Origin of the sequence: Duganella sp. P38, from assembly GCF_050859475.1 — a bacterium.
In the GTDB taxonomy this organism is placed as follows: domain Bacteria; phylum Pseudomonadota; class Gammaproteobacteria; order Burkholderiales; family Burkholderiaceae_D; genus Rugamonas.
Genome location: NZ_CP193936.1, coordinates 3075128 through 3099698, shown reverse-complemented (window position 1 = coordinate 3099698; position 24571 = coordinate 3075128). Strand labels below are relative to the sequence as shown.

Below are 24571 nucleotides of genomic sequence, written 5' to 3'. Positions count from 1 at the left end.
ATGAACATGTCAAGGTTGCCCGCCGGTGATACAATGAGAACGATAATACAAATCATTCTCAGCTTAAGCCTTTCATGTCTCTCATGCCTCACATTCCAGCCTTAAAACCCCTCACCCTGTGTGTATTGTCCTCGCTGTACGCCCTGCCCGCCTATGCCCAGAGCCAGGCCGCCGATGAGGCGCCGGTGCAATCGGTGGTTATCAGCGCCTCTGCCGATGCATCGGCAGCCGGCCTGTCGAAAACCTTCGCCGGCGGCCAGGTCGCCAAGGGCGGCCGCGTCGGCCTGCTCGGCACCATGGACGTGATGGACACGCCGTTCAACAGCACCAATTACACGCAGCAATTCATCCAGGACTTGCAAGCGCGCAGCGTGGCCGACGTGCTGCAGGCCGATCCGGGCGTGCGGGTGGCGCGCGGCTTCGGTAACTACCAGGAGCTGTATGTGATACGCGGCTTCCCGGTCAACTCGGACGATCTTGCCTATAACGGCCTGAACGGCGTGCTGCCGCGCCAGTACATCGCCGCCGAACTGCTGGAGCGCGTGGAAGTGTTCCGCGGCGCCAATACCTTCCTGAACGGCGCGACGCCGGGCGGCGGCGGCATTGGTGGCGCAATCAATCTGCTGCCGAAGCGTGCGCCGAACGCCGACCTGACCGAAGTGTCGGCCGGCCTGCAGACCGGCAAGCAAACCTATCTGGCCGCCGACATCGGCCGCCGCTTCGGCGATGACAACCGCTATGGCGTGCGGGTCAACGTGGCGCAGCGCAGGGGCGGCACCGGCATCGACAACGAAGACCGCGAGATCCAGCTGGCCGCCATTGGCGCCGACTATCGCGGCCGCGGATTCCGCCTGTCTGCCGACGCGGGCTGGCAAAGCAGCAAGCTGAATAGCTCGCGCCCGGCGATCAACGTCGGCGCCGGCCTGGCCGTGCCGGCGGCGCCGGACGCCTCGACCAACTACGGCCAGCCATGGGATTACTCCCGCGAACGCGACGTGTTCGGCACGCTGCGCGGCGAGTGGGACCTCGGCAAAGACCTGGTGGCGTGGGCCGCACTTGGCGGCCGTCGCAGCCATGAACTGAACCGCCTGGCCAGCACCATCAACCTGAACGCGGCCAATGGCGGCGGCCAGGTGCGCCGCTTCGACAATGCCCGTGAAGACCACGTGGCCACCGGCGAGATCGGCGTGCGCGGCGAAGTGCGCAGCGGCGCGGTGAGCCACAAGTTCGCCGCCACCGCCACCGGCCTCGATCTCGATTCGCGCAACGCCTACGCCACCTCGGCCTATGTGAACACGTCGATCTACAACACGCAAGCGCTGCCCCTGCCGGCGCTGACCGGCGTCTTCAACGACATGACGGCGCCGCAAACCACCAACAAGGCAACGCTGGTCAGCCAGGCGCTGGTCGACAGCATGGGCTTCCTCAACGACACGCTGCTGGTGACGGTGGGCGTGCGCCACCAGAACATCAAGCAGACCGGCTATACCTACAACACCCACGTGGCAACGCCCTACGAGAAAAGCGCCAACACGCCGATCGCCGCCATCGTTTACAAGGTGACGCCTTCGGTGTCGGTCTATGCCAACCGCGTGGAGAGCCTGCAGCAAGGTCCGATCGCCGGCGCCACGGCGGCGAACCGCGGCGAGATTTTCGCGCCGTACAAATCGGTGCAGAAGGAAGTGGGCGCGAAATATGACAGCGGTCGCTACGGCGCCACCGCGGCGCTGTTCACCACCACGCAGCCGATGGGTGTCATCAACCCGGCCACCACGGTGTTCGGCATCGACGGCGAACAGCGCAACCGCGGCCTGGAACTGACTGCCTACGGTGAACTGGTGCGCGGACTGCGCGTGCTGGGCGGCGCCACCTTCCTCGACGCCAAACAGCAGCGCACCGCCGGCGGCGCCAATGACGGCAAGGACGTAGTCGGCGTGCCTGACACGCAGCTGAACCTGGGCGTGGATTGGGATGTGCCGGGTGTGCGCGACTTCAGCGTTTCGGCGCGTGCCCTGCATACCTCGTCGCAACCGATCAATGCGGCCAACACGCTCGACATCCCGTCGTGGAACCGCTTTGACCTGAGCGCGCGCTACGCGTTCAAGGTGGCGGACCACAACGTGGTGCTGCGTGCGCGCGTCGACAACGTCGCCAACAAGAACTACTGGGCCTCGGCCGGTGGTTCGCAAGGCGCCGGCTACCTGGTGCTGGGCGCGCCGCGCACTTTCGCGCTGACCGCCACCACCGAGTTCTAAGCTGCCACCCGCTCGCCCAGCAGCCGCGCCGCCAGCGCGCGGCCGCTGAGCGACGCATCCTTTTCGCCATCACCACACAGCCAGTCGCCGCACAGGCCAACCTGCACGGCCGGTATCCATATGCAGTGATCGGCCGACGGCGCCATCGTGAAAGCGCGCATCGCCGTCATCGGCAGCAGCGGCTCCAGCAGCGCGGCCGATTCACGCGCCGGCAAGGCAAGCACCAGCGCGTCGTACCGTTCCGCGTGCGCTCCTTTTTCACGCGACACCAGGCGCCATCCGTGGTCATACCAGAAATCCGAAATCGTCGCGCCCTGCGCGGGGTCGAACATCGCCACGCCGCAGCCCTGCTCACGCAGGTGCTGCGCACAAGATAAGCCGGCGGCGCTGGCGCCAATCACCGCCACCTGAAGATGCGTTTTTGTCATGCGCCGAGTATATCGGTGCGAACCGGCTTATGGCGCGACAACGGCGGTTCATTCCCGGTTCATGCTAGCATTTTGAAATGGAGGATCGCTAAAATGAATTCGTTAAAAGGTTATCGCAGCGGCGTAGCCGCCCGTCTCGCGGGACTGCCGGTGGAAACGTTGCGCGTATGGGAGCGCCGCTACGGCGTTTCCGATGCCGAACGTTCGCCGCAGGGGCAGCGACTGTACTCGGCGGCGCAGGTGCACCGGCTAGGGCTGCTCAAGCGGGTGGTCGACCAGGGCCATGCTATCGGCACCGTCGCCCGCATGGAGGTGGAGGAACTGGCCGCGCTGGCCGGAATTCAACTGGCCAGCGGCATGCGGCCGCTCAAGCTGGCGGTGGTGGGCGCCGCCCTCGCCCAGCGGCTGGAGGCAAACCGCACCGGCACCGCGACCGCGCCGGCGCTGGAAATCACCGCCACCTGTGCGCAACTGGAAGGCGCCGCTGAAGCAATCGCCGGCGCCAGCGCCGACGTGCTGCTGATCGAGGCGCCGGAAATGACCGCCGACGCCATGCCGCGCATCCGCGCACTGCGGCAGGCGGTGACGGCGAAAGCGGCCGTGGTGCTCTATCGCTTCTGCGACAGCGCCACCGTGCGCCGCCTGCGCGAACATGGCTGCCTGGTGGCGCGCGCGCCGTCGGACGCGTCGGAAGTGGCGGTGCTGTGCAACACGGCGCTGACCGGCGCCGCGCTGCCGCCGCCCGGCCCCAGCAAGCCGGCGACGCCGCGACGCCTGAACGACGAGGAACTGGCCGCGCTGGCCGGCGCCTCGACCAGCATCAACTGCGAATGCCCGCGCCACCTGGCCGACATCCTGATGATGCTTGCCAGCTTTGAGCGCTACAGCGCCCAATGCGCAAACCGCAACGCGACCGACGCCGCCATGCACGAGGACCTGGGCCGCAGCGCCGGCCACGCCCGCATGATGATGGAAGACGCACTGGAACGACTGGCCTACGCGGAGGGATTGCCCATGCCAGCCAGATAACATGGGAATACATGAGACTCAAACTGATACTCGGAGACCAGCTCAATCATGCACACAGCTGGTTCTCCACCCCGGATGAAGACGAGGTTTTCGTCCTGATGGAGGTGCGGCAGGAAACCGATTACGTCCTGCACCACGCACAAAAGATCATCGCCATCTTCGCCGCCATGCGCGACTTCGCCCGGCGCCTGCGTGACGCCGGACACCGCGTTCACTACCTGGCCATCGACGACGCCGACAACCGCCAGTCGCTGCCCGCCAACCTGGACTACCTGATCGCGCACTACCAGGCCAGCGAATTCGCCTGGCAGGCGCCGGACGAATGGCGGCTGGACCGGCAGCTTGCCGACTACGCGGCCGGACTGTCCATCCCGGCCCGCATGGACGACAGCGAGCATTTCTATACCACCCGCGACGAAGCGGCACGCATCTTCGATGGCCGCGACCACTGGCTGATGGAGCATTTCTATCGCCGCATGCGCGGCAAGCATGGCGTGCTGATGTCGGCAACCGGCAAGCCGGCCGGCGGCCAGTGGAACTTCGACCACGACAACCGCGAGGCATGGGATGGCATCCCGTGGGAACCGGCCGACATCCGCTTCCACCACGACCACAGCGCGCTGTGGCGGACCATCCAGGCCGCCGGCGCCAAGAGCTTCGGCGAGCCGAATGCGGGCAACTTCGCCTGGCCGCTGAACCACGAGGAGGCGGTTCAGCAGCTGGAACGCTTCGTTGAGCTGGCGCTGCCCCATTTCGGCCGCTTCCAGGACGCGATGAGCGTCAGGGCCTGGCGGCTGTTCCACTCGCTGCTGTCGTTCGCAATGAACGTCAAGCTGCTGTCGCCACGCACCGTGGTCGAACGCGTGGAGGCGGCATGGCGCGACGGCGCCGTGCCGGTGGAGTCGGCCGAAGGCTATATCCGGCAAATCCTCGGCTGGCGCGAATACGTGCGGGGCGTCTACTGGCACCGCATGCCCGGCTACGACAAGCTCAACGCCTTCGACCATCACACGCCGCTGCCGTGGTGGTTCTGGGATGGCAAAACGCGCATGCGCTGCGTGGCGGCGGCCATCGGCCAGTCGCTGGAACACGCGCACAGCCACCACATCAACCGCCTGATGGTGATCGGGAATTTCGCACTGCTGGCAGGGCTGTCGCCGGAAGAACTGCACCGCTGGTATCTGGGCATTTACATCGACGCCTTCGAGTGGGTGGAGCTGCCCAACACGCTGGGCATGAGCCAGTTCGCCGACGGCGGCCTGCTGGCCACCAAGCCCTATGTGTCCAGCGCCGCGTATATTTCGCGCATGAGCGATTACTGCAAGGGTTGCCATTACGATAAAAAGGCGCGGCTCGGCGAGCGCGCCTGCCCGTACAACGCCTTGTACTGGGATTTCTTCGACAGGAACCGGGACAAACTGCAAGGCAACCAGCGCCTTGGCATGGTCTACCAGCAGCTACGGCGCATGGATGACGGCGCGCTTGCCGCGCTGCGCGAAAAGGCGGCTGACCTGCGCAGCCGGGTCGCGCAGCTTTAAGTGCTGCCGCGCTGTATCAGTTCAAAGCCGGTGTTCAGCACACGCGGGACCGGCGCCGCGGCGCCGGCTGCGCCGCCGGACAGCCGGTCCAGCAAGGCCTGCGCGGACAGCGCGCCGATCTTGGCGCCATCCACCTTGACGGTCGATAACGGCGGATTGGTGTACTCGGCGAAATTCAGGTCGCCAAAGCCCATGATGGCCAGGTCCTGCGGCACACGCAGGCCGCGGCTCTGCGCCTCGATCAAGGCGCCATGCGCCAGCGTGTCCGAACTACAGAAAATCGCATCCAGCTCCGGATGCTCGTCCAGCAGCTGCACCGCCCCCTTGCGGCCCAACGGTAACGCCCCCGGCGCCTGCACCACATGCGAGGCGATCACGTTAACGCCCTGCTTGGCCAGCGCCACCTGGAATCCTTGCGTGCGCTGGCCGGCGCGCGGGTCGTTCGCGGTCAGCATGCCAAAGCGGCGGTAGCCCTGCTTCAGCAAGTGCTGGGCGCAGGCGTGGCCGACTTCCTCATGCGAGAAGCCGATGGCCATGTCGATTGGATGCGGCGTCAAATCCCAAGCCTCCACCACGGGGGTGCCGATTTGCAGCAGCCGTTGGCGCGTGCTGTCGGTGTGCAGCGCGCCGGTCAGGATCACGCCGTCCGGGCGGCGGCTCAGGATGGTTTCGACCAGGATCTCTTCGCGCCAGGTTTCATAGCCGACGATGCCAAGCAAGAGCTGGTAGCCGGCCGCCGTCAGCCTGTCGGTAGCGCCCTGCACCATGTCGGCGAAGGTCTGGGTCGAGATGGTCGGCAACACCAGCGCCACCAGCTTGCTGCGGCTCGACGCCAGGCCGCCGGCCAGCATGTTCTTCACGTAGCCGGTGCGCTTGACCGCCTCCTGCACCTTGGCCAGCGTGGCCGGCCGCACCAGTTGCGGTTCGTTCAGGGCGCGCGACACGGTAATCGGCGAAACGCCCGCCGCCTTGGCGACATCGATCAGGGTGACGGGAGTTGCGGCCATTTATGCTCTCGAAATGTTGATTACGTGACCATTCTAAGCGAATTGACACCGGCGCCACAACTGCCCTACACTAGAAAATGATTGCGCAATCATTTCTAATCAAAATACAGGAGACACTGATGAACCCGCATCGCCTTCCGCTCGCCCGGCCGCTCGTGCTCGCGCTGGCCGCCCTGCTGCCGTTCACCGCCCTCGCCGCCGAGCGCATCTCGATCAACGACGGCTGGCGCTTCCAGCGCGGCGACCCGCAAGGCTATGCGGCCCAGCTGCAATACGACGTGCGGCCGGAAGTCCGGCAAAGCGCCGACGGCAAGGTGGCCGACGCCCGCCCGGACGAAGCGGAAAAGGTGCAGCGCCCGGCCGAAGGCTTGCTCAAGCCATGGGTGCTCCCCAGTGGTAACGCCTTCGTCGCCGATGCGGGACGGCGCGCGCAGCGGCCGGCCGCCGATCCGGCAGTGAACGCGCCGCTGCTGCGCGCCGACTTCGACGAGCGCGATTGGCGCGCCGTCACGCTGCCGCACGACTGGGCCATCGAGGGTCCCTTCCTCAAGACCGGTCCATACGGCGGCATGGGCCGGCTGCAAACCTGGGGCGCTGCGTGGTATCGCAAAAAGCTGGACATCCCGGCGCGCGACAAGGGCAAGTCCGTCTTCCTCGACATTGACGGCGCCATGTCGCACGCGACCGTGTGGCTCAATGGCCGACTGGTGGGCGGCTGGCCTTACGGCTATAACTCCTTCCGCCTCGACCTGACGCCATACGTAACGCCGGGCGACGTGAACCAGCTGGCGATCCGGCTCGACAATCCAGCAGAATCGGCGCGCTGGTATCCGGGCGCGGGCCTGTACCGCAACGTGTGGCTGACGCTCGCCAATCCGGTGCACGTGGCGCACTGGGGCGCGGTGGTCCGCACGCCGGAAGTCTCGCGCGAAGCGGCGAAAGTCGCTGTCGCCATCACCGTCGATAACGACGGCAAGGACAATGCGGCGGTGGAAGTGGCAACCCAACTTTACGCGCTGGACGACAACGGCAAGCGCACCGGCGCGGTGGTCGCCACGCTGCCGGTGCAGCGGGTGAGCATCGGCGCCGGCGGCAAGGCCACCGTCAATGCCAGCGCGCGCGTGGCGCAGCCGCGCTTGTGGGGGCCGCTGCCGACACAACGCCCCAACCGCTACGTCGCCGTCACCACCATCAGCCGCAATGGCAAGGCGGTGGACACGCAGGAGACGCCGTTCGGCATCCGCACGCTGCGCTTCGACGCCAACCAGGGCCTGTTCGTCAACGGCGAGAAGATCATGATCAATGGCGTCAACAACCACCACGATCTCGGTGCGCTGGGCGCGGCCTTCAATGTGCGCGCAGCCGAGGCGCCAATTGCAGATATTGCAGGAGATGGGCGCCAACGCGGTGCGCATGAGCCACAACCCGCCGGCGCCGGAACTGCTGGAACTGACCGACCGCATGGGCCTTCTGGTAATGGACGAAGTGTTCGATTCGTGGGAGCGCAAGAAGACGCCGCTGGACTTCCACCTGATCTTCCCCGACTGGCACGAGCAGGACCTGCGCGCGATGCTGCGCCGCGACCGCAACCACCCTTCCATCATCATGTGGAGCGTGGGGAACGAGGTCGGCGAACAGTACACCGCCGAAGCCGGCGCCGCCATCGGCAACAAGCTGCGCGACATCGCGCGCCAGGAAGACCCGACACGGCCGGTCACCAACGCCATGAACTACGCCAAGCCGGACATGCACCTGCCAGGCACGGTGGACGTCATCAGCCTGAATTACCAGGGCGCCGGCATCCGCAGCCTGCCCGGCCAGTTCCCCGGATTCCATCAAAAATTCCCCGACAAGATGATCCTGTCGACCGAAAGCGCGTCGGCGCTGAGCAGCCGTGGCGAGTACCAGTTCCCGGTGCCGGGCGTGAACAGCGCGCCGGTGCGTCCCGGTGCTGGCGGCGATCCGAAGCGCCAGCAGGTCAGCGCCTACGAATTGTTCGCCGCCGATTTCGGCAGCTCGGCCGACCGCTCGTGGGCCGCGCAGGACCAGAACCCTTACGTGGCGGGGGAATTCGTCTGGACCGGCTTCGATTACATCGGCGAGCCGACGCCGTACTACGGCGCGCGCAGCTCGTACTCGGGCATCGTCGACCTGGCCGGCTTCCCGAAAGACCGCTACTACCTGTACCAGTCGCGCTGGCGTCCAGACCTGCCGCTGGCGCATCTGCTGCCGCATTGGACCTGGCCCGAGCGCGTGGGCGAAGTGACGCCGGTGCACCTGTTCACGTCCGGTGACGAAGCAGAGCTGTTCGTCAACGGCAAATCGCAGGGCCGCAAGAAGAAGGCGCCTTACGAATACCGCCTGCGCTGGGACTACGTGGTGTATGAGCCGGGTGAGATCAGCGTGGTGGCCTACAAGGACGGCAAGGAGTGGGCGCGTTCGGCGGTGAAGACCGCGCAGGCGGCCGCCGTGCTGGAGGCGAAGCCGGACCGCGCCACCATTGCCGCCGACGGCAAGGACCTGTCCTTCATCACCGTCCGCATCACGGACGCCAACGGCGTGACCGCGCCGCGCGCCGATCAGCGCATCCGCTTCACGGTGGAAGGCGCCGGCGAACTGGTGGCGACCGACAACGGCGACCCGACCAGCTTCGAGTCGTTCCAGTCGTCGGAGCGCGCCGCCTTCAACGGCCTGGCGCTGGCCATCGTCCGCGCCAAGCCGGGGCAACGCGGCGCCATCACGGTACGGGCAAATGCGGAGGGCTTGCGCGGCGCGGAGGTACAATTGCGCAGTAAATAACAATCAGGGGAAGCGATGAAGCAAGCCACGTTCGCAGCGCTCATGTTCACCACGATGTTCACGGCGCTGGCCTTGCCGGCCAGCGCGCAACGGGAACCGCGCACCGACTCACCGCTTTCGCATCGCACCTGGACGCCGGATAACAACAACGGCACTTTCACCAACCCGCTGTTCTACGACGAGTTCTCCGACCCGGACCTGATCCGCGTCGGAGAATGGTTCTACCTCACCGGCACCACCATGCACGCCATGCCCGGCCTGCCGGTGCTGCGCTCCAGGGATCTGGTCAACTGGGAGTTTCTCAGCTATGCGGCCGATCGTCTCGACTTCGGCCCCGCTTACCGGCTGGAGGACGGCAAGAATATCTACGGCCAGGGCATCTGGGCGCCGAGCCTGCGCTATCGCAATGGCGTGTTTTACATCTTCACCAATGTGAACGGGCGCGGCACGCAGATTTACTCCGCCATCAATCCGCGCGGCCCATGGACGCATTGGGAGATGAAGCGCAGCCTGCACGATCTGTCGGTGCTGTTTGACGATGACGGCAAGGCTTATGCTGTCTGGGGTCATCAGGACCTGCACATCGCCCAGCTGACCGACGATCTGCTGGACATCGTGCCAAACACCGAACAGGTGCTGTTCTCCAAAACCGACGGCATGGGTGAAGGCGCGCATTTCTACAAGATCGGCGGACGCTATTACATCCTCAGCGCGAACTATGCTGGCGGTTTCCGCATGCCGGCGGCGCGCGCCAATCACGTGTTCGGGCCTTATGAGGTGAATCAGGCCATCAGCAAGGACGAGGGTTTCGGCCTGGTGGGCGGCTACCGGCTGAAGAACAGGCAGTATCCGTTCGACGTCACGCCGCCCAACCCGGCCTCGCGCGACGCCACTGCCATGCACCAGGGAGGGATCGTGCTGACCGAGGCCGGCGAGTGGTGGGGCTTTTCGATGATGGACTATAACTCGGTCGGCCGCCTGCTCAGTCTTGCGCCGGTGACGTGGCAGGATGGCTGGCCATATTTCGGCCTGCCGGGTAACCTCGGCCGTAATCCGCGCACCTGGGTCAAGCCGCGCACCAAGGAATCGCAGCAGATCCGCGTGCCGTTCGTGCGCAGCGACGATTTTTCCGAGCCGGCGCTGAAGCCGGTCTGGCAGTGGAATCATGTGCCGGTGGACGACAAATGGTCGCTGACCGAGCGGCCTGGCTTCCTGCGCTTGCAGGCCTTGTCGGCCAGCTCGTTCTGGGATGCGCGTAACACCTTGACGCAGCGCGCCATCGGTCCGATGTCTTCGCCGACGGTGGCGCTGGACGCATCGGGCTTGCTGGACAACGACGTCGCCGGCCTGGCGCTGCTTAACCTGCCCTACGCCACGCTGGGGGTCGAGCGCAAGAACAGCAAGCTGTCACTGGCCTTGTTTGACCAGGCGCGCAACAGCACCACGCGCGTTGCGCTCAACGGCACACGCGTATGGCTGCGCGCCGAATGCGACTTCCTGAGTGAGAAGGCGCGCTTCAGCTATTCCGTCGATGGCCAGCACTTCCAGGCCATCGGCGAGGAGTTCACCATGATCTTCCAGCTGACCACTTTCCAGGGCGTGCGCTATGGGCTGTTCGCCTATAACACCGGCAGTCAGAAAGGCGGCATGGCGGACTTCGACAGCATCGACATTCACCAGCCCTATCCGCGCGGCCTGATGCGCGCCATCCCTTACGACAAGCAAATCCAGATGAAGGCAGCCGTGGGCCGGGCGCCGGCGCAGCCGCTCAACTTCACCGTGCAGAACATGGGCCTGGGCCGCGTGGCGCTGCGCGCGGGCGACAACTATCTCAGCGTCGGCCTCGATGGTAGCGCTTCGCTACAGCTCGCCCGGCCTGGCATCGCGCAGACTTTCCAATGGATGGAAACGCCCACCGGCGAGCTGATCCTGATGTCGTTGCTGACCAACTTCTACCTGCGCATCCATCCGCAAACCGGCGCCCTGATCGCCGACAGCCCCGGCCCGATCCCCGACGGCAGCGACGGCGTGCGCTTCAACTGGACCGCCACCAATTGAGCGGCATCAAGCCAACGCGCAGTGCCGGGCCTATAATCGCCGGATGGAAGATCGCTTCGAAAAGCTGGAAGCGTTTGCCGCAGACACCAGAGACCGTCTTGCGCGGATAGAGTCGCGCCTGGATCAAATGGCCACCAAGGCCGACCTGGCGGAAAAGGTCGGCGAACTGAAAACCGAAATCCAGCGCAGCGTGAACGAAATGATACGCTGGATGGTCGGCACCGCCATTGGCCTTGGCGTGGCGGCCATCACGGTCATCACATTTGTGCTGAACAACGCCACGCCCAAGGCGCCGCCTCCCCCGCCCACGCCTATCACGATCAATACGCAAGCGCCATGAGCCGCGCGCTTACGGCACGATGGTGACGAACAGGTAGACCGCGCAAATGGTCAACAGTATGGTGCCCTGCATGATCGTGGTGCGGCCGCCGGTCAGCGACAGCGAGGCGACGATCAGCGACAGGATCAGCAGCACGGTGGATTTGATATCGATGCCGAGCGTTAGCGTCCAGCCGTTCAGCAGCGCGACGATGGCCACGCACGGGATAGTCAGGCCGATACTGGCCAGCGCCGAGCCCAGCGCCAGATTCAGGCTGGTTTGCAGGCGGTTGGCGCGCGCGGCCTGATAGGCGGCGATGCCCTCGGGCAGCAACACCACAGCCGCGATAATGATACCCACCAGCGCCTTCGGCGCGCCCATGCTCAACACGGCTTTTTCCAGCGATGGCGACAGCGCCTTGGCCAGCAGCACCACGCAACCGAGGCAGGCCAGCAGCAGCGCGCCGCTGATCCAGGCCATGCGGGCAGGCGGCGCCGGCGCGTGATCGTCCTCGTCGGCGACCGGTTGCTGCGGCAGGAAATAATCCCGGTGACGCACCGTCTGCACCAGCACGAAAGTGCCGTACAGCACCAGCGAAATCACGGCGATGAAGATCAGCTGGCTGGTGTTGTAGGACGGTCCCGGCGTAGTGGTGGTGTAATTCGGCAGCACCATGGTCAGCACCGAAATGGCCGCCAGCGTCGCCAGCGCGGCCGACACGCCTGTGGCGGTGAAACTTTGCTCGCCATGCTTGCGGCCGCCGACCAGCAGGCAGAGGCCGACCATGCCGTTCAGAATCAGCATCACGGCCGCGTACACGGTATCGCGCGCCAGGCCGGTGGTTTCGGCGCCGCCGGCCACCATCAGCGAGACAATCAGCGCCACCTCGATCGACGTTACGGCCACGGCCAGCACCAGCGTACCGAAGGGCTCGCCGATTTTGTGCGCCACCAGCTCGGCGTGGAACACCGCCGCCAGCACGCCGGCGAACAGGCACACCGCCAGCACAATCAGGAAAATAACGCTTGGCGCGCCTTCGCCACCCAGCATCGACTTGGCAATCAAGGCCAGCCAGCCTAAAACAGGGGCGGCGATAGTCCACAGCGGCAGGGTATTTTGAATCTTCATGGGCGTGATTAGTTGCTGTTATGTCAGCGGCGACGATAACACAAATAACTTGCGTGATACTTAAGAGCTTGACTACCTGAACATCAGCGCCGTCATCGCCGCGATATCATCGCCGTCATTCCCGCGAAGGCGGGAATCCATGCTGAGTCGGCTTTTGAGCCGCCCTATGGATTCCCGCCTTCGCGGGAATGACGGAGGGGCGCGCGCCGTGTTCTACAACATCCCGGCCGGCGCAAAATTCGCCTCACGACGAAAACGCCGCCCGCGCCGCCTCGCGTATCGCCTGCGTGGCCGGGTGGCTGATGCGCCGCTCCGTGGTGATGGCGTAAACCTGCTCGCGCAGCGCCGGAATCGTGCTCAGCATAATAACGCCGTACTGCGCGCAAATATTCTCCGCAATCGCCGCCGGCGCGAAGAACAAGCCGGCGCCGGTCTGACCGAAGGCGTTAATCATGGCGCTGTCGTCAAAATCCCCCACCACCCGCAGCCGCGGCACATGCGTGTGCAGCCATTGCATCAAGCGGGAATGCACGGCCACATCCTCGCCAGGCAACAGCAGCGGCGCGTTGTTCAGGCACTCGGGAAACGGCCCGCTCAGCGTGTCCGCCAGCGCGGCCGTGCAGAATACGCCCAGTTCGCTCTCGCCCAGCAGATGGCTGTAGGCGCGCACGCTCAAATGGCTGGGCATGGCGCGGTCGGTGATGATGAGGTCGAGGCGGTGCACGGCCATGTCCGCCAGTAGCGCAGCCAGCCGTCCTTCGCGGCACACCAGCCGGGTAGGCTCGTCCAGCGTCAGCGCCGGCGCCACCAGCCGGCATGCCACCGCCTTCGACACCGAATCCGACACGCCAACCCGGAAAATACTGACCTGCGTGGCGGCCTGGTCGCGCACCACATCCAGCAAGGCGTCGCCGGCGCTGAAGATGTCCTCGGCATGCCGCAGCACGCGGCTGCCGGTTTCGGTCAACTCCAGCCGTCGCCCCACCTTGCGGAACAGCTCCACGCCCAGCGTATCGGCGAACTCGGTCAGCTGCCCGGAAATCGATTGCGGCGTCAGATGCAACTGTTCGGCCGCCTTGACGATACTGCCGCTGCGCGCGACCATCCAGAAGTACCGCAGGTGTTTATAGTTGAGATTGGACATCGGGTCGCTCCATACATCGGTTTTTTGGATCTTTCATGCAAGTATATTCGAATTGTGCGATGTATTGCGCGTGCCTATCATAGCCCCATCATTGTTTTAAGCACGGAGAGCGTCTATGACTGGAATTGAAAGCATGGCAACCGGGCCCATGTGGGCCGGCTTTATTGCCTTTGTACTGGTGATGCTCGCGGTCGACCTGTGGGTCTTCGGCGGCAACAAGGCGCACAAGGTATCGGTCAAGGAAGCTGGCCTGTGGTCGCTGGGCTGGTTCTCGCTGGCGCTGCTGTTCAACCTTGGCCTGTGGTGGTATCTGAAAGGCTCGCTCGGACCGGAGATCGCCGAGCAGAAATCGCTGGAATTTTTGTCCGGCTACCTGATTGAAAAAGCGCTGTCGGTCGACAACGTCTTCGTCTTCCTGCTGATTTTCTCGGCCTTCCAGGTCAAGCCTGAATACCAGCGCCGCGTGCTGATCTACGGCGTGCTGGGTGCGATCGTCATGCGCGCCATCATGATCCTGGCCGGCGCCTGGGTGGTGAACGAGTTCAGCTGGGTGCTGTACCTGTTCGGCGCCTTCCTGCTGTACACCGGCGTGCGCATGCTGAAGGCCGTAGACGAGGAGCCGGACGTCAAGAACAATCCGGTGCTGAAGCTGGCGCGCCGCACGCTGCCGGTGGATGAAGGCGATCACGGCGAGAAATTCTTCATCGTCAAGAACGGCAAGCGCTACGTGACGACCCTGCTGCTGGTGCTGGTGCTGATCGAAGCGACCGACGTGGTGTTCGCAGTGGACTCGATCCCGGCCATCTTTGCCATCACCAAGGACCCGTTCATCGTCTTCACGTCGAACCTGTTTGCGATCCTGGGCCTGCGGGCGCTGTACTTCCTGCTGGCTGACATCGCCGACCGCTTCCACCTGCTCAAGTACGGCCTGGCGCTGGTGCTGTGCTTTATCGGCGCGAAAATGCTGCTGCTGCCTTGGATACACATCCCGGTGCACATCTCGCTGACCGTGGTGGCCACGCTGATCGCCGGTAGCGTCATCGCCAGCCTGTACGCAACCCGCAAGGAGAAAAAATAATGCGCAGCTATGCAACTGACAGCGCCAGCGCCGCTGGCCGCATCGTGGCCCTGTGCATGGTGGTGGACGGCAACCTGTCGCCGTCCGAGCTGCGCGCGCTGCAGCACTCGCGGCTGCTGGAATTCATCGACATCGGCATCGACGACTTCCATGCGCTGGTCGACGAACTGTGCCAGGACCTGCTGAGCGAGGCGGTCCAGGGCGACCATGTCGAGCTGCCGCCGGCAGTCATCGACACCCTGCTCGGGGAAATCCACGCGCCGCAGCTGCGCCAGCGGCTGCTGAAGGCGCTATGGCACATCGCCAATGCCGACGGCGTGCTGGACTCCGCCGAAGTCACCTTACTAAGCCGTGCCCGCGCCATGTGGGCCAACTGAACGAAAAGGAGTATATATGGACTGCCCTGTTTGCAAAAACACCAGCCTGGTCATGAGCGAGCGCCAAGGTATCGAAATCGACTACTGCCCGAACTGCCGGGGCGTCTGGCTCGACCGCGGCGAGCTGGACAAGATCATCGAGCGCTCGGTCGGCGCCGCCGCGCCAGCCGCGCCGCCGCCGCGCGCGCCGGACCCGCGCTACCAGCAGCCGCAGCAGCATCAACAGCACGCGGGCCACGGCCACTATCCGCAACACAAGAAGAAACGCGAAAGCTTCCTCAGCGATATCTTCGACTTTTGACTTCAGGATACGATGCCTGCCGGTAATGTAAAATTGCCGGCTTACCGCATGCGCCCTGAAATCAATGAGATCCATCGTCCAGCAGCTAGCCGCCCTCCTCCTTGCCGTGCTATTAGCGGGCTGCGCAGGCGCCCCGCGCCGCGCCGACCTGCCGGCCGGCGCCACGCCGCACACGGTCTACCTGGTGCAATTCGGCTGGCACACGGCGCTGATGCTGGACGGCGCCTCGGCGCTCTCGCGCAGCGCCAGGCTCGGCACGGACTTCCAAGGCAGCCGCTACCTGCTGGTCGGCTGGGGCGATGGCGAATACTTCGTCAGCGAACACGCGCCGTGGTCGAAAGCGGTCAAGGCGCTGGTCGCCTCAGACTACCCGGCCTTGCAGGTCGGCGCACGCGACACCAATCCCCCACTCGGCGCGCAGGCGCAGGACACCGTCTCGCTGGCCATCACGGAACGCGGCTACAACGAACTGGTTGCATATATCGACGCCAGCATCGCGGCCGACGCCGACGGCAAGCTGATTTACCTCGGCAAGCCGGAAGAAAGCCCGGACCGCTTCTACCGGGCGACCGGCAATTACAGCGTCTTCAACAACTGCAACTCATGGGTAGTGGGTGCCCTGCGGGCGGCCGAGCTGCCCGTTTCCAGCTTCAACCTCACCGCGCGCAGCGTACTGGAGCAAGCCGAACGCATCTCGAAGCTGCAACAGGAACGTGCTGCTAGCATGCCAGGCATAGCGCAGGCATTTTGAGGGGCAAAAGTTACGCTCCACGGCGGTGCTTGAGATTTCACTTGCATGGCAGGAACTGCTGGAAGGTCTTGCTGTCGTAGCTGCGCTGCACGGCTGCCTTGAAAAAATTGGGACGTCAGCGCGATGCGCGCGCGGAACGCGGCGTCGACCTCGTCCTTCGTCAGCTAGGCCGGGCGCGGCCGGCGGCCGTCCAAAACATCGTGGCAGGCGTGCATCCGATCGCCGCGGCCTTGTCGGGGGCTTTCAGGCGCATACCCTTGCCGTCCGCGCGGCTATTGCTGTGACAGAGACAGGAAGTGGCCGGGTCGCGATTGCAGACACCGGCCAGGATGATGGAGCAATCCTGGCCCCGCGCCGGCTTGCGGATCGGCGTCATTTTCAGATTGCTGGACTTGATGCGCGTGGTCTGCGTCGAGCCCTTATCGACCTTCGTGACCTCGCGCTGCTCGATGCGCCCGGCACGCACGAAGCCATTGGACTTCATCCTCAGCTTGCGCGGCGGCATCGGGAGCGCTTCATAGCCGAGCCTAGCGATTCGATAGCAAAAAGCAATCGCTCAATCGTTTCGGCTGAGTTACGATATTTACAATAATGAATCGGAGCCGGGGATGGCGCAAATTGTTCAGGACATTTATCGCGGCTGGGAAATCACGATCCGGTGTAGCGGCGCGATCGCGCGCGCCGGGCAGCCCGCTAGCTACACAGCAATCGCGAGCGCAGAACTGCTGCCGGGTGTGAATCCAGAAGACTGGGTCGATTCGCGCATGCAGGTGATGAACACCAGCGGCCGCCCGTTCGCCAGCGGGAAGGCGTGCGTCGCCGCCCTGCTGGCGGAGGCGCGACAGCTGATCGATGCGTTGCGCAGGTGATGCAGTGACGTGACGCACTATCAGGAGTTGGCCGCCGAAATCAGCAGCGGCTGCACCGCACCGTTCGCAAACACAGCATCCATCACAGTCTTGGTCAGCGGCTCATCGCCATCCCCAGCCATCGGGCCAAGTCTCCATTGCGATCTGCTCGCGGATGCGTGCCTGATGCGTGCCTGATGCGTCCCTCTTCCTCGGCCTTGATCCGGTCGACCTCTGGCCGGCGCTGCGCGCGCGCGGCCGCATTCACCTCGGGCTGGATCGCGAGGATGGTTTCGAGGCCCATCAGGCGCGCCTCGAAAGTTAGTGACCCCATGCGCTGCGGGTTGGCGACCGTCTTGCCACTTCTCAGGATCTCAAGTCCAGCTTTAGGCAGCCGGTGCTGCGGCAGCCGGTGCTGGGGCAGCCGCAACTCGCGCCACCGCGGTTTGATGCGCTTCAATGGCGCCAGTTACGCCCAGCGCGGGTGGGTCAAGCTTGTCCAGCACCATGTCCGCTGTCGACCAACGGGCAGCCGCTGCAGCCATTGCCGGCATTGATCTCTTCGGCCCCATCGCCGCTGTATGCTTCGGCGATCGGCCATGTGCCAGTCGCCAAACTCAGCTTCCGGCGCCCAGTGGCGCAGCCACGTGGCAGACGCGCCAGTGCAGCAGCGGCGCGAGCGTTGCCAGCCGTACGCGCAGGCCCTTGGTCTCCGCCAGCACCTTCTGATACCAGCCCTGCCCGCACTCGACGCCATTATTTGAACAGCTCGTTTCGATGCGCTGGTCGCGGATCGCGCTTTCGCCCTGGTGTCGATCTCGATCTGGCGCGTGCACCAGCGCAGCGTGTTGTCGTTCGGCGACCGGATCCTGCGGCCATCGATGTAGACCATGAAGCGCTTATTCATCGGCGCCATGACGATCTCAACCTGGAATCCGCGCTCGCGCAGCTCGTCAATGATCCGGTGGGCAGCATGCGCCAGCGCGTAGCACACGGTCAGAGTTTTAGTACGGGGCACGCAGGCGGATCGACCAGCCACATGACCAGTGTGAGCATGGCGCTGCTGTCCTTGCCGCCCGACCAGGCAATACCCCACTGGTCATGCGAGGCGCCGTGGGCCGGCAGCGACTGCGTGGTCATTTCGATGGCGCCGGTCATCTGCAACCGCTTCGCGCCGGCGCCGAAAATGCCGATCTGATTCATACTACGATTTCTCCCTCTATGATCGGGAGGTGACCATGGTTCCAGCTATGAGGACTTACCATGCGGGTTGGACGATTTGCACTACCTGCCGGCCCCCTGCCAACAGGAGTAACCTGTTTGCCGGAACCAGAGTTGCGCACTCGGCCGACGTGAAAGCGCTGCGCGACATGATCGATGCGTTGAAGGTTCTCAGCCGGCGCACCAGCGCGGCACCGGCAATCATGGCTGCGCTCCGAGTGACAGGGCCACACGCGAGCGCTTCGTATCCAAACCGGCTACGCGGCAACCGGGGTCGGTGGCGTGGAAGTATTGCAGCTGGGGCAGCGCAGTGCCGACGCGCGCGAAGCCGGCGGCGGCCGGGCGCTCCATAGCGGCGCGCTCGCGGCGGTTCAACAGATACTCGTTGCGCAAGCCCCAGCGCGCACGCGGGTGGTGATCGGTGGCGCCGACCATGTGGCGTAGGATGTGCAAGTCGCCGTCGTGCAGCGTGGCGATACGGTCGGCCAGTCGGCAGCCGTGGCATTTGCCGTAATGGACCAGCAGCCTGGCAGGCGCCGCCTTGCCGCAGGCGCAGCGCTTCGTTTCGAGCAACGGGCCCGGTTTTTCGTTGGCGATAGCGCGGTGCTGGCGCTCCGCTCGGCCGAGGGCATGGTGCATGGTGCATGGTACTATCTTATTTTGATATGTGAGAACAACATGTTCGACAACTCCTTCGGCTATAAGGGTCATCGGGTCGACATCGAGGCAACTGAAATCTCAGTTGAGCGGTGGCAATGGTCCTTTCATATCGATGGTGTCAATCAAACCGAAATGCACGTTCGGCCGTTCAAAACTAAAGAGCTCGCACTTTTGGACGCCGCCGAAAAAGCCAAACAACGCATTGACGAAGGTCATTGATTTTTTCATCCCACCACCAGCCCCATCTCACGCTCTGAATCACCCCGGGGTTTGAATCGCCCCGGGTTTGAAGGAGGCTCCAACATTTGAGAAAATGGAGCCACCATGAAAAAATCAGTCCGATATTCCCCCGAAGTGATGGAGCGCGCCGTGCGCATGGTCCAAGAGGCCGGCAGCGAGTACGAGTCGCAGTGGGCGGCCATCACGTCCATCGCAGCCAAGATAGGCTGTACCTCCGAAACTCTGCGCCGTTGGGTGCGCCAGCGTGAGCGTGACACGGGCCAGCGTGAAGGCACCACAACGGCCGAAAGCGAGCGCCTCAAGGCGCTGGAGCGCGAGAACAAGGAGCTACGCAAGGCGAATGAAATCCTGCGTCTGGCGAGCGCGTTTTTCGCCCAGGCGGAGCTCGACCGTCGCTTCAAATCGTGAGACAGTTCATCGACCAGCACCGCCAAGCGTATGGGGTCGAGTCGATTTGCAAAGTCCTGCAAGTCGCCCCGTCCGGCTACTGGCGTTACGCCGCGCAGCGGTGCAATCCCGCTTTGCGCAGCAATCGTGCGAAGAGTGACGAGGTGCTAGCCTCTCAAATTGAACGCGTCTGGCAAGCCAACATGCAGGTCTATGGTGCCGAAAAGGTCTGGCGCCAACTGCGGCGCGAAGGCACCGAAGTTGCCCGCTGCACCGTTGAGCGCTTGATGCGCCGCGCCGGCCTGCGCGGCGTGATGCGGGGCAAGGTCGTGAAGACCACGATCGGCAATGCGGCCGCACCTTGCCCGCTGGACCGGGTCAACCGCCAGTTCAAGGCACAACGACCCAATCAACTGTGGGTGTCCGACTTCACCTACGTCTCGACTTGGCAAGGCTTTGTCTATGTGGCCTTTGTGATTGATGTCTTTGCCCGGCGTATCGTGGGCTGGCGCGTCAGCAGCTCCATGCGCACCGACTTCGTTCTGGATGCCTTGGAACAGGCGCTGTACGCACGCCAACCAGAACGTGATGACGCCTTGATTCATCATAGCGACAGGGGCTCGCAATACGTCTCCATTCGCTACAGTGAGCGCCTGGCAGAAGCTGGAGTTGAGCGGTAATCCCCCCAGCAAATGATCGCGTTTAAAAGTAGAATTTTCCAAACTCAGATTTTTGAAAGTTCTGCATGAAGACGTCCCGTTTTACCGATAGCCAGATCATCGCCATCCTCAAGCAAGCCGAGGGCGGATCGCCAGTCCCTGAGTTGTGCCGCGAGCACGGCATCAGCAACGCCACGTTCTACAAGTGGCGTTCCAAGTTCGGCGGCATGGATGCCTCGCTCATGGCCCGCATGAAAGAGCTGGAAGACGAAAACCGTCGCCTGAAAAAGATGTATGCCGAGGAGCGCCTGAAGGCCGAGATCGTCGCGGAGGCACTGGCAAAAAAGTGGTGAAGCCATCTCGTCGACGTGAGATGGCGCAGCACTACGTGGCCGCAGGCCGATTGAGCATCAAGGTCGCGTGCCTGGCCTTTGGCATCAGCCAAACTTGCTACCGCTACGAAGCCAAGCTAAATGCGGAGAACGAAGTCATCGCCGGCTGGCTGGTGCGACTGACAAGCAATCAGCGTAACTGGGGCTTCGGTCTGTGCTTTCTGTACCTGCGCAACGTGAAGTCGTTCGGCTGGAACCACAAACGGGTCTACCGGATTTACCGCGAGTTGGAACTGAACCTGCGGATCAAGCCGCGCCATCGCCTGGTGCGCGAAAAACCGCTGCCGTTGGCCGTGCCCACACAGATCAACCAGACTTGGTCGATGGATTTCATGCATGACCAACTGTCCGATGGCCGCAGTATCCGTTTGTTCAATGTAATCGACGACTACAACCGCGAAGGACTCGGTATCGAGGTCGACTTCTCGCTGCCCTCGGAACGGGTCATCCGATCGCTCGACAGGATCATCGAATGGCGAGGTAAGCCACTGGTCATTCGTTGCGATAACGGCCCTGAGTACATCAGCGCTGTAACCTTGGCATGGGCCGCTAAGCGCGGCATCCGCATTGACTTCATTCAGCCCGGACAGCCGCAGCAAAACGCCTACGTCGAGCGCTATAACCGCACAGTGCGCTACGATTGGCTGGCTCATCACCTGTTCGACACGCTCGATGAGATTCAGGATTTTGCAACCCGCTGGTTGTGGACTTACAATCACGACCGGCCCAACATGGCACTTGGCGGCATCACACCGAAACAGAAGCTTGCTTTGGCCGCTTAACCCCTACTTTTGGCGCGCTCTAAAAATGGGGGGATTACCGAGCCTTCTGTGGGAAGTAAGGGCGACAGTTATGATAATGCGTTGGCCGAGACCATTAACGGGCTGTACAAGGCAGAACTGATACATCGCCGTGCTCCCTGGAAGACGCGCGCGGCCGTCGAGCTGGCGACGCTAGAGTGGGTGACCTGGTTCAATCATCATCGGTTGCTCAAACCGCTTGGCTATATACCGCCGGCCGAAGCTGAGGCAAACTACTACCGACAACTTTCCGAGCAGGTTATTTCGCCTGACTCACACCAATCGGCCTCCTAAATTTCCGGGGTGATTCAGTTGCTTGGCCTGGCAGCATGCGGGTTCAGTAGCCGCGATCACACATGCGCCAGCTCGTGCGGGATCGGCGGCACGTCGAGTTGCGGCGGCATGATGCCCGTCTGCGCCAGCACCGTTTCGAGGTGCCAACGCAGCGTGCGGCCGTCCTTCTGCTTGGCACCCAGCTTGAGCGACGCCTCGGCGTGCTCGACCAGCTGACGCTTTAGATCGTCAAAAAATCAGCGTCAACTTCCAGTGCGGCGATGATCTTGTCGACCCATGCCGGGAATTTCTTCAGCAGCACGGTGGCCGTGTTCGGTTCGCTCGGTGCGCGCCGCACCGGCGCGGGGCGGTCGACGCCCCATACGATCATCATGATGGCGAGCATGCTCATGCTGGCAGCCGATCAGCGCGTGTCGTCGCCGAAGCCTGGCACGTCGCGGGACTTCTCAGTCCAGAAGCTCATTACGAACGCTACGACCAAGATCGCGACCAGCGTCCAAAAACGCCGTACGCCCATTCAGGCGCCTTGATGTGCTCCAGCAGCAGCCAATAGAGCAAGGCCGAGCTAACCGGCGAGCGCATCGGCAGCGACGAGCTCCTGACGACAACCTTGGTCTTCATGGATACCTCGAATAAAAAAGCCGCCCAGAGGCGGCGAAGGTCCAGCAGGTGCTGAACGGGAGAACTGGAGCGGGCGAAGGGAATCGAACCCTCGTCATCGGCTTGGAAGGCCGCAGCTCTGCCATTGAGCTACACCAGCGTGTTGTTGTTTGCGACGAAAACTGCCGTGGTACCTTGTAATCTGCCAGTAGCGCTATAAACTTATCAAGATTACACCGTACTTCTTGGAGGTTCTATGGTCAAGTTTGACGATGACACGAGCGTCGCATTATTTAGTGCTGGCATCCTTGCGATCGATGAGAACGGCAGGACGGTCTTCACTGGCTTGACAGCTACGGAGACGCGGTTCGTCCTAGACTTCGAAGTACCCGCCCCATGCGAAAACCGAGACAACAGCGATGCATTCGCGATATTGCTTGCGAAGTTCCACGCAGCACGTGCGGAGAAGTTGCGCGATACGGAACAACGCGCGCATGAGCAGCTGAGAATGTTTAGCTGCCCTTCGTCAACACATTTAGATGGTGTTGCCACCCTGCGCTCTCGCCCTCTGTCGTGACATCGGGGCTACCGTAGGTTCAGCGAATTGGGTACCGGGTACAGCGTCCGGTGCCGGTCTGGCGCGCGGCCCGAAGGCGGCGCCCGGCTGTGAAAAACATGACCAGGTGCCAGGCGAGCTGGCGCCGAATCTCTTCGGGCGTGGGCGGCGGGTCCAGTGGCGCGTGCGTGCGGGGCTCCGTGAACGCGCGGACCGTTTCTTTCGTTGGGCGCGAGGTATCGGTCATTAGACTTCCTGTTTCCAACAGAGCGCCATCTAAACGCGCATGCGCCTAATATCGGAGATCGCCCCGCACCGAGGTCGACACAACCGGCTTCAGCAAAGATGGGAGATGCCATGCTTGACCTCAACACAGAGGAACGCACGCAACTTAGCTCCGACGGCGCCCTATGGTGCGATGCCAAGGGGAATGAAAGCCTCATTGGGCTGACGTTTCGTGAGTCGATTTTTGTCCTGCGCTATCAAAAGAAATTCGACGATCGGCAGTCCTCTGCCCGCCAGCACACCTACCTGCAACTCCGCCAACGGCACGCCACAGCGCACGCTGCCGTTAAAGAGTCTAACGAAACGAGACTTAAAGAGAATGCCGAATCTTCACTAGATGAGGCACTCGCCGAAAGCTTCCCGGCGAGCGATCCTGTAGCAATTTCGATTACCAGGATCAAGCAGGAACATCCTTAGCAGAAACTTTTCCAGCGAGAGATCCCCATGCAAGAGCAAAACGCTGCAGTTTATTTGCCGCTCGCGACGGCCAGGACGAAAAGAGTAGTCAGGAACCTCAAACCTGGCAGATATCAGATCATTGATTTGATTAACATAGCAGCGCCCCACGACAGGAAGCAGGTTGACGCTTGGGCCTCGCGGGATGCAACAGGAATTCACTTGCTGTATAGCGAAGGCGGCCGCAGCCCTGCAGTCGAAATAAACTATTCGGAGCAAATGAGGATCGCTGCAGAAGAAGCGGCTAGCGACACTTGACACCAATCTCTGTAATAAGAAAGCCGCCTCAAGGGCGGCTCGGTTTGGTGCTCCAGCGCTATCTGCGAAGTGAGCGGTTTGTACACGCGAGCGAAAGCATCAACGGAGTGGGTGCTAGCCTCGAATCACTGCTAGCGGTGAGGCTCGAAGCCTGCATTACGACACGCAGTGAGTGTGTAGGGCTGGAAGTTAACGTACTAATTCCGCGATGTCAACGTAAGATTGCCTCGCGCGCTAAAGCCCGAACATATCCTCCAGCGAAGCAAACTGGAATTGCGAGAACTCGGCCAAGCCCTCTTCGTGCAACAGCACGGTCCGCCACTCCATCGCCGCCGACGGGAAAAGCGCGCGCACAGCGTCACCCGAGGGTTCGAGCAGAGCAGCAATCACAAACTCGGTTCCCTGTGCCAGCCGGACGAACCAACGGCACCGATGTTGCGGTCCTTTGAAGTACTCCGCGCGGCTCACCTAAACCCCGACCAGCATCTGACCATTCAGCACGAAAGCGTTCCGCCGGTCCGCTGGCGTGATGCTGCCGCCGGCCCCAATGGCGCACTCGCAAACTTGCAGAAAGACCTCCCGCCGAATCTTTTCTGTCTTGCGGTAAAAGTCGCCATATCGGGCGCCGCGCGCATGCGTTCCAACACCGGCAAGCTCGCACGCGGCAGCCAGCGACTGGAAGCGGTTAGGCGCCATGTTCTCT

At 63.2% G+C, this 24571-nt stretch carries 28 protein-coding genes, 1 tRNA gene, 3 pseudogenes and 1 other annotated feature; of the genes and pseudogenes, 18 read left to right on the top strand and 14 right to left on the bottom strand.

The window, feature by feature from the left end; all coding sequences use genetic code 11:
- Positions 1 to 125: 125 nt before the first annotated feature.
- Complete coding sequence (locus ACRQ5J_RS14410; protein WP_432377590.1) at positions 126 to 2255, top strand: TonB-dependent receptor; 2130 nt, start codon at positions 126 to 128, stop codon at positions 2253 to 2255.
- Here the strand turns inward: ACRQ5J_RS14410 and ACRQ5J_RS14405 are convergent.
- Positions 2252 to 2683 carry a hypothetical protein gene (locus ACRQ5J_RS14405; RefSeq protein WP_432377589.1) on the bottom strand — a complete coding sequence of 144 codons (432 nt, stop codon included), beginning with the start codon at positions 2681 to 2683 and terminating at the stop codon, positions 2252 to 2254. The two genes, ACRQ5J_RS14410 and ACRQ5J_RS14405, sit on opposite strands and share 4 nt — an antisense overlap.
- Before the next feature lie 93 nt (positions 2684 to 2776).
- Between ACRQ5J_RS14405 and ACRQ5J_RS14400 the strand changes: the two genes are divergently transcribed.
- Positions 2777 to 3712 (top strand): MerR family transcriptional regulator, encoded by a 936-nt coding sequence (locus tag ACRQ5J_RS14400; RefSeq protein WP_432377588.1) that lies wholly within the window; start codon positions 2777 to 2779, stop codon positions 3710 to 3712.
- 11 nt (positions 3713 to 3723) lie between these two features.
- Positions 3724 to 5250 (top strand): cryptochrome/photolyase family protein, encoded by a 1527-nt coding sequence (locus tag ACRQ5J_RS14395; RefSeq protein ID WP_432377587.1) that lies wholly within the window; start codon positions 3724 to 3726, stop codon positions 5248 to 5250.
- Here ACRQ5J_RS14395 and ACRQ5J_RS14390 read toward each other — a convergent pair.
- Positions 5247 to 6257 (bottom strand): LacI family DNA-binding transcriptional regulator, encoded by a 1011-nt coding sequence (locus ACRQ5J_RS14390; protein WP_432377586.1) that lies wholly within the window; start codon positions 6255 to 6257, stop codon positions 5247 to 5249. The genes ACRQ5J_RS14395 and ACRQ5J_RS14390 overlap by 4 nt on opposite strands.
- Before the next feature lie 77 nt (positions 6258 to 6334).
- On the opposite strand from ACRQ5J_RS14390, the pseudogene ACRQ5J_RS14385 reads away from it, so the two are divergent.
- The 4 genes and pseudogenes from ACRQ5J_RS14385 to ACRQ5J_RS14370 all read left to right on the top strand — a co-directional run.
- Positions 6335 to 7441 (top strand): annotated as a pseudogene (locus ACRQ5J_RS14385) (sugar-binding domain-containing protein); the annotation flags it as partial.
- 190 nt (positions 7442 to 7631) lie between these two features.
- Entirely contained in the window at positions 7632 to 9056 is a 1425-nt protein-coding gene (locus ACRQ5J_RS14380) for a DUF4982 domain-containing protein (protein WP_432377585.1), read from the top strand.
- A gap of 15 nt (positions 9057 to 9071) precedes the next feature.
- Positions 9072 to 11114, top strand: a complete 2043-nt coding sequence (locus tag ACRQ5J_RS14375; RefSeq protein WP_432377584.1) for a family 43 glycosylhydrolase — start codon at positions 9072 to 9074, stop codon at positions 11112 to 11114.
- A 43-nt stretch (positions 11115 to 11157) separates the two neighbouring features.
- Entirely contained in the window at positions 11158 to 11454 is a 297-nt protein-coding gene (locus ACRQ5J_RS14370; RefSeq protein WP_432377583.1) for a hypothetical protein, read from the top strand.
- 9 nt (positions 11455 to 11463) lie between these two features.
- Here the strand turns inward: ACRQ5J_RS14370 and ACRQ5J_RS14365 are convergent, their stop codons facing one another.
- A complete protein-coding gene (locus tag ACRQ5J_RS14365; protein ID WP_432377582.1) occupies positions 11464 to 12561 on the bottom strand; it encodes a calcium:proton antiporter in 1098 nt (365 codons plus the stop codon).
- A gap of 244 nt (positions 12562 to 12805) precedes the next feature.
- The gene (gene nhaR / locus ACRQ5J_RS14360) at positions 12806 to 13705 is read right to left on the bottom strand and encodes a transcriptional activator NhaR (protein WP_432377581.1); all 900 of its coding nucleotides are present in this window, start codon (positions 13703 to 13705) and stop codon (positions 12806 to 12808) included.
- Between the two features lie 115 nt (positions 13706 to 13820).
- On the opposite strand from nhaR, the gene ACRQ5J_RS14355 reads away from it, so the two are divergent.
- The 4 genes from ACRQ5J_RS14355 (at position 13821) to ACRQ5J_RS14340 (ending at position 16212) form a co-directional block, all read left to right on the top strand.
- Complete coding sequence (locus ACRQ5J_RS14355) at positions 13821 to 14783, top strand: TerC family protein (protein WP_432377580.1); 963 nt, start codon at positions 13821 to 13823, stop codon at positions 14781 to 14783.
- Positions 14783 to 15160 (top strand): TerB family tellurite resistance protein, encoded by a 378-nt coding sequence (locus tag ACRQ5J_RS14350; protein ID WP_432377579.1) that lies wholly within the window; start codon positions 14783 to 14785, stop codon positions 15158 to 15160. The genes ACRQ5J_RS14355 and ACRQ5J_RS14350 overlap by 1 nt, the downstream gene beginning before the upstream one ends.
- 16 nt (positions 15161 to 15176) lie before the next feature.
- A complete protein-coding gene (locus tag ACRQ5J_RS14345) occupies positions 15177 to 15461 on the top strand; it encodes a zf-TFIIB domain-containing protein (protein ID WP_432377578.1) in 285 nt (94 codons plus the stop codon).
- Positions 15462 to 15525: 64 nt separating this feature from the next.
- A complete protein-coding gene (locus ACRQ5J_RS14340) occupies positions 15526 to 16212 on the top strand; it encodes a DUF2459 domain-containing protein (protein ID WP_432377577.1) in 687 nt (228 codons plus the stop codon).
- A 160-nt stretch (positions 16213 to 16372) separates the two neighbouring features.
- Here the strand turns inward: ACRQ5J_RS14340 and ACRQ5J_RS14335 are convergent, their stop codons facing one another.
- Entirely contained in the window at positions 16373 to 16717 is a 345-nt protein-coding gene (locus tag ACRQ5J_RS14335) for a nuclease domain-containing protein (protein WP_432377576.1), read from the bottom strand.
- Between the two features lie 103 nt (positions 16718 to 16820).
- On the opposite strand from ACRQ5J_RS14335, the gene ACRQ5J_RS14330 reads away from it, so the two are divergent.
- The gene (locus tag ACRQ5J_RS14330; protein WP_432377575.1) at positions 16821 to 17081 is read left to right on the top strand and encodes a hypothetical protein; all 261 of its coding nucleotides are present in this window, start codon (positions 16821 to 16823) and stop codon (positions 17079 to 17081) included.
- A 94-nt stretch (positions 17082 to 17175) separates the two neighbouring features.
- Here ACRQ5J_RS14330 and ACRQ5J_RS14325 read toward each other — a convergent pair whose 3' ends face one another.
- The 4 genes from ACRQ5J_RS14325 to ACRQ5J_RS14310 form a co-directional block, all read right to left on the bottom strand.
- Complete coding sequence (locus ACRQ5J_RS14325; protein WP_432377574.1) at positions 17176 to 17520, bottom strand: hypothetical protein; 345 nt, start codon at positions 17518 to 17520, stop codon at positions 17176 to 17178.
- A gap of 157 nt (positions 17521 to 17677) precedes the next feature.
- Entirely contained in the window at positions 17678 to 17896 is a 219-nt protein-coding gene (locus ACRQ5J_RS14320; protein ID WP_432377573.1) for a hypothetical protein, read from the bottom strand.
- A 160-nt stretch (positions 17897 to 18056) separates the two neighbouring features.
- Positions 18057 to 18263 (bottom strand): hypothetical protein, encoded by a 207-nt coding sequence (locus ACRQ5J_RS14315; RefSeq protein WP_432377572.1) that lies wholly within the window; start codon positions 18261 to 18263, stop codon positions 18057 to 18059.
- A gap of 219 nt (positions 18264 to 18482) precedes the next feature.
- A complete protein-coding gene (locus ACRQ5J_RS14310; RefSeq protein ID WP_432377571.1) occupies positions 18483 to 18920 on the bottom strand; it encodes a hypothetical protein in 438 nt (145 codons plus the stop codon).
- Between the two features lie 39 nt (positions 18921 to 18959).
- Between ACRQ5J_RS14310 and ACRQ5J_RS14305 the strand changes: the two genes are divergently transcribed.
- The 5 genes and pseudogenes from ACRQ5J_RS14305 to ACRQ5J_RS14285 all read left to right on the top strand — a co-directional run bounded on the left by ACRQ5J_RS14305 (position 18960) and on the right by ACRQ5J_RS14285 (position 21937).
- Positions 18960 to 19160, top strand: a complete 201-nt coding sequence (locus tag ACRQ5J_RS14305; RefSeq protein ID WP_432377570.1) for a hypothetical protein — start codon at positions 18960 to 18962, stop codon at positions 19158 to 19160.
- A 105-nt stretch (positions 19161 to 19265) separates the two neighbouring features.
- Positions 19266 to 20242: pseudogene (locus ACRQ5J_RS14300) on the top strand (IS3 family transposase); the annotation flags it as partial.
- Positions 19544 to 19660, top strand: a sequence feature (AL1L pseudoknot). It overlaps the preceding pseudogene by 117 nt.
- Before the next feature lie 71 nt (positions 20243 to 20313).
- A protein-coding gene (locus ACRQ5J_RS14295; protein ID WP_432377569.1) for an IS3 family transposase occupies positions 20314 to 21401 on the top strand; the annotation gives its coding sequence in 2 pieces (ribosomal slippage) (positions 20314 to 20575 and positions 20575 to 21401; 1089 coding nt in all).
- Between the two features lie 39 nt (positions 21402 to 21440).
- A pseudogene (locus ACRQ5J_RS14290) lies at positions 21441 to 21713 on the top strand (integrase core domain-containing protein); the annotation flags it as partial.
- A gap of 62 nt (positions 21714 to 21775) precedes the next feature.
- Positions 21776 to 21937, top strand: a complete 162-nt coding sequence (locus tag ACRQ5J_RS14285) for a hypothetical protein (RefSeq protein WP_432377568.1) — start codon at positions 21776 to 21778, stop codon at positions 21935 to 21937.
- On the opposite strand, the gene ACRQ5J_RS14280 is transcribed toward ACRQ5J_RS14285, so the two are convergent.
- The 3 genes from ACRQ5J_RS14280 to ACRQ5J_RS14270 all read right to left on the bottom strand — a co-directional run bounded on the left by ACRQ5J_RS14280 (position 21934) and on the right by ACRQ5J_RS14270 (position 22473).
- Positions 21934 to 22104 carry a hypothetical protein gene (locus tag ACRQ5J_RS14280; RefSeq protein WP_432377567.1) on the bottom strand — a complete coding sequence of 57 codons (171 nt, stop codon included), beginning with the start codon at positions 22102 to 22104 and terminating at the stop codon, positions 21934 to 21936. The two genes, ACRQ5J_RS14285 and ACRQ5J_RS14280, sit on opposite strands and share 4 nt — an antisense overlap.
- 80 nt (positions 22105 to 22184) lie before the next feature.
- Entirely contained in the window at positions 22185 to 22334 is a 150-nt protein-coding gene (locus ACRQ5J_RS14275; protein WP_432377566.1) for a hypothetical protein, read from the bottom strand.
- 65 nt (positions 22335 to 22399) lie between these two features.
- Positions 22400 to 22473: transfer RNA gene (locus ACRQ5J_RS14270), tRNA-Gly, on the bottom strand.
- A gap of 753 nt (positions 22474 to 23226) precedes the next feature.
- Between ACRQ5J_RS14270 and ACRQ5J_RS14265 the strand changes: the two genes are divergently transcribed.
- Entirely contained in the window at positions 23227 to 23571 is a 345-nt protein-coding gene (locus tag ACRQ5J_RS14265; RefSeq protein WP_432377565.1) for a hypothetical protein, read from the top strand.
- A gap of 531 nt (positions 23572 to 24102) precedes the next feature.
- Here ACRQ5J_RS14265 and ACRQ5J_RS14260 read toward each other — a convergent pair.
- Positions 24103 to 24258 (bottom strand): hypothetical protein, encoded by a 156-nt coding sequence (locus ACRQ5J_RS14260; RefSeq protein ID WP_432377564.1) that lies wholly within the window; start codon positions 24256 to 24258, stop codon positions 24103 to 24105.
- 78 nt (positions 24259 to 24336) lie between these two features.
- Complete coding sequence (locus ACRQ5J_RS14255; protein ID WP_432377563.1) at positions 24337 to 24564, bottom strand: hypothetical protein; 228 nt, start codon at positions 24562 to 24564, stop codon at positions 24337 to 24339.
- Positions 24565 to 24571 lie beyond the last annotated feature (7 nt).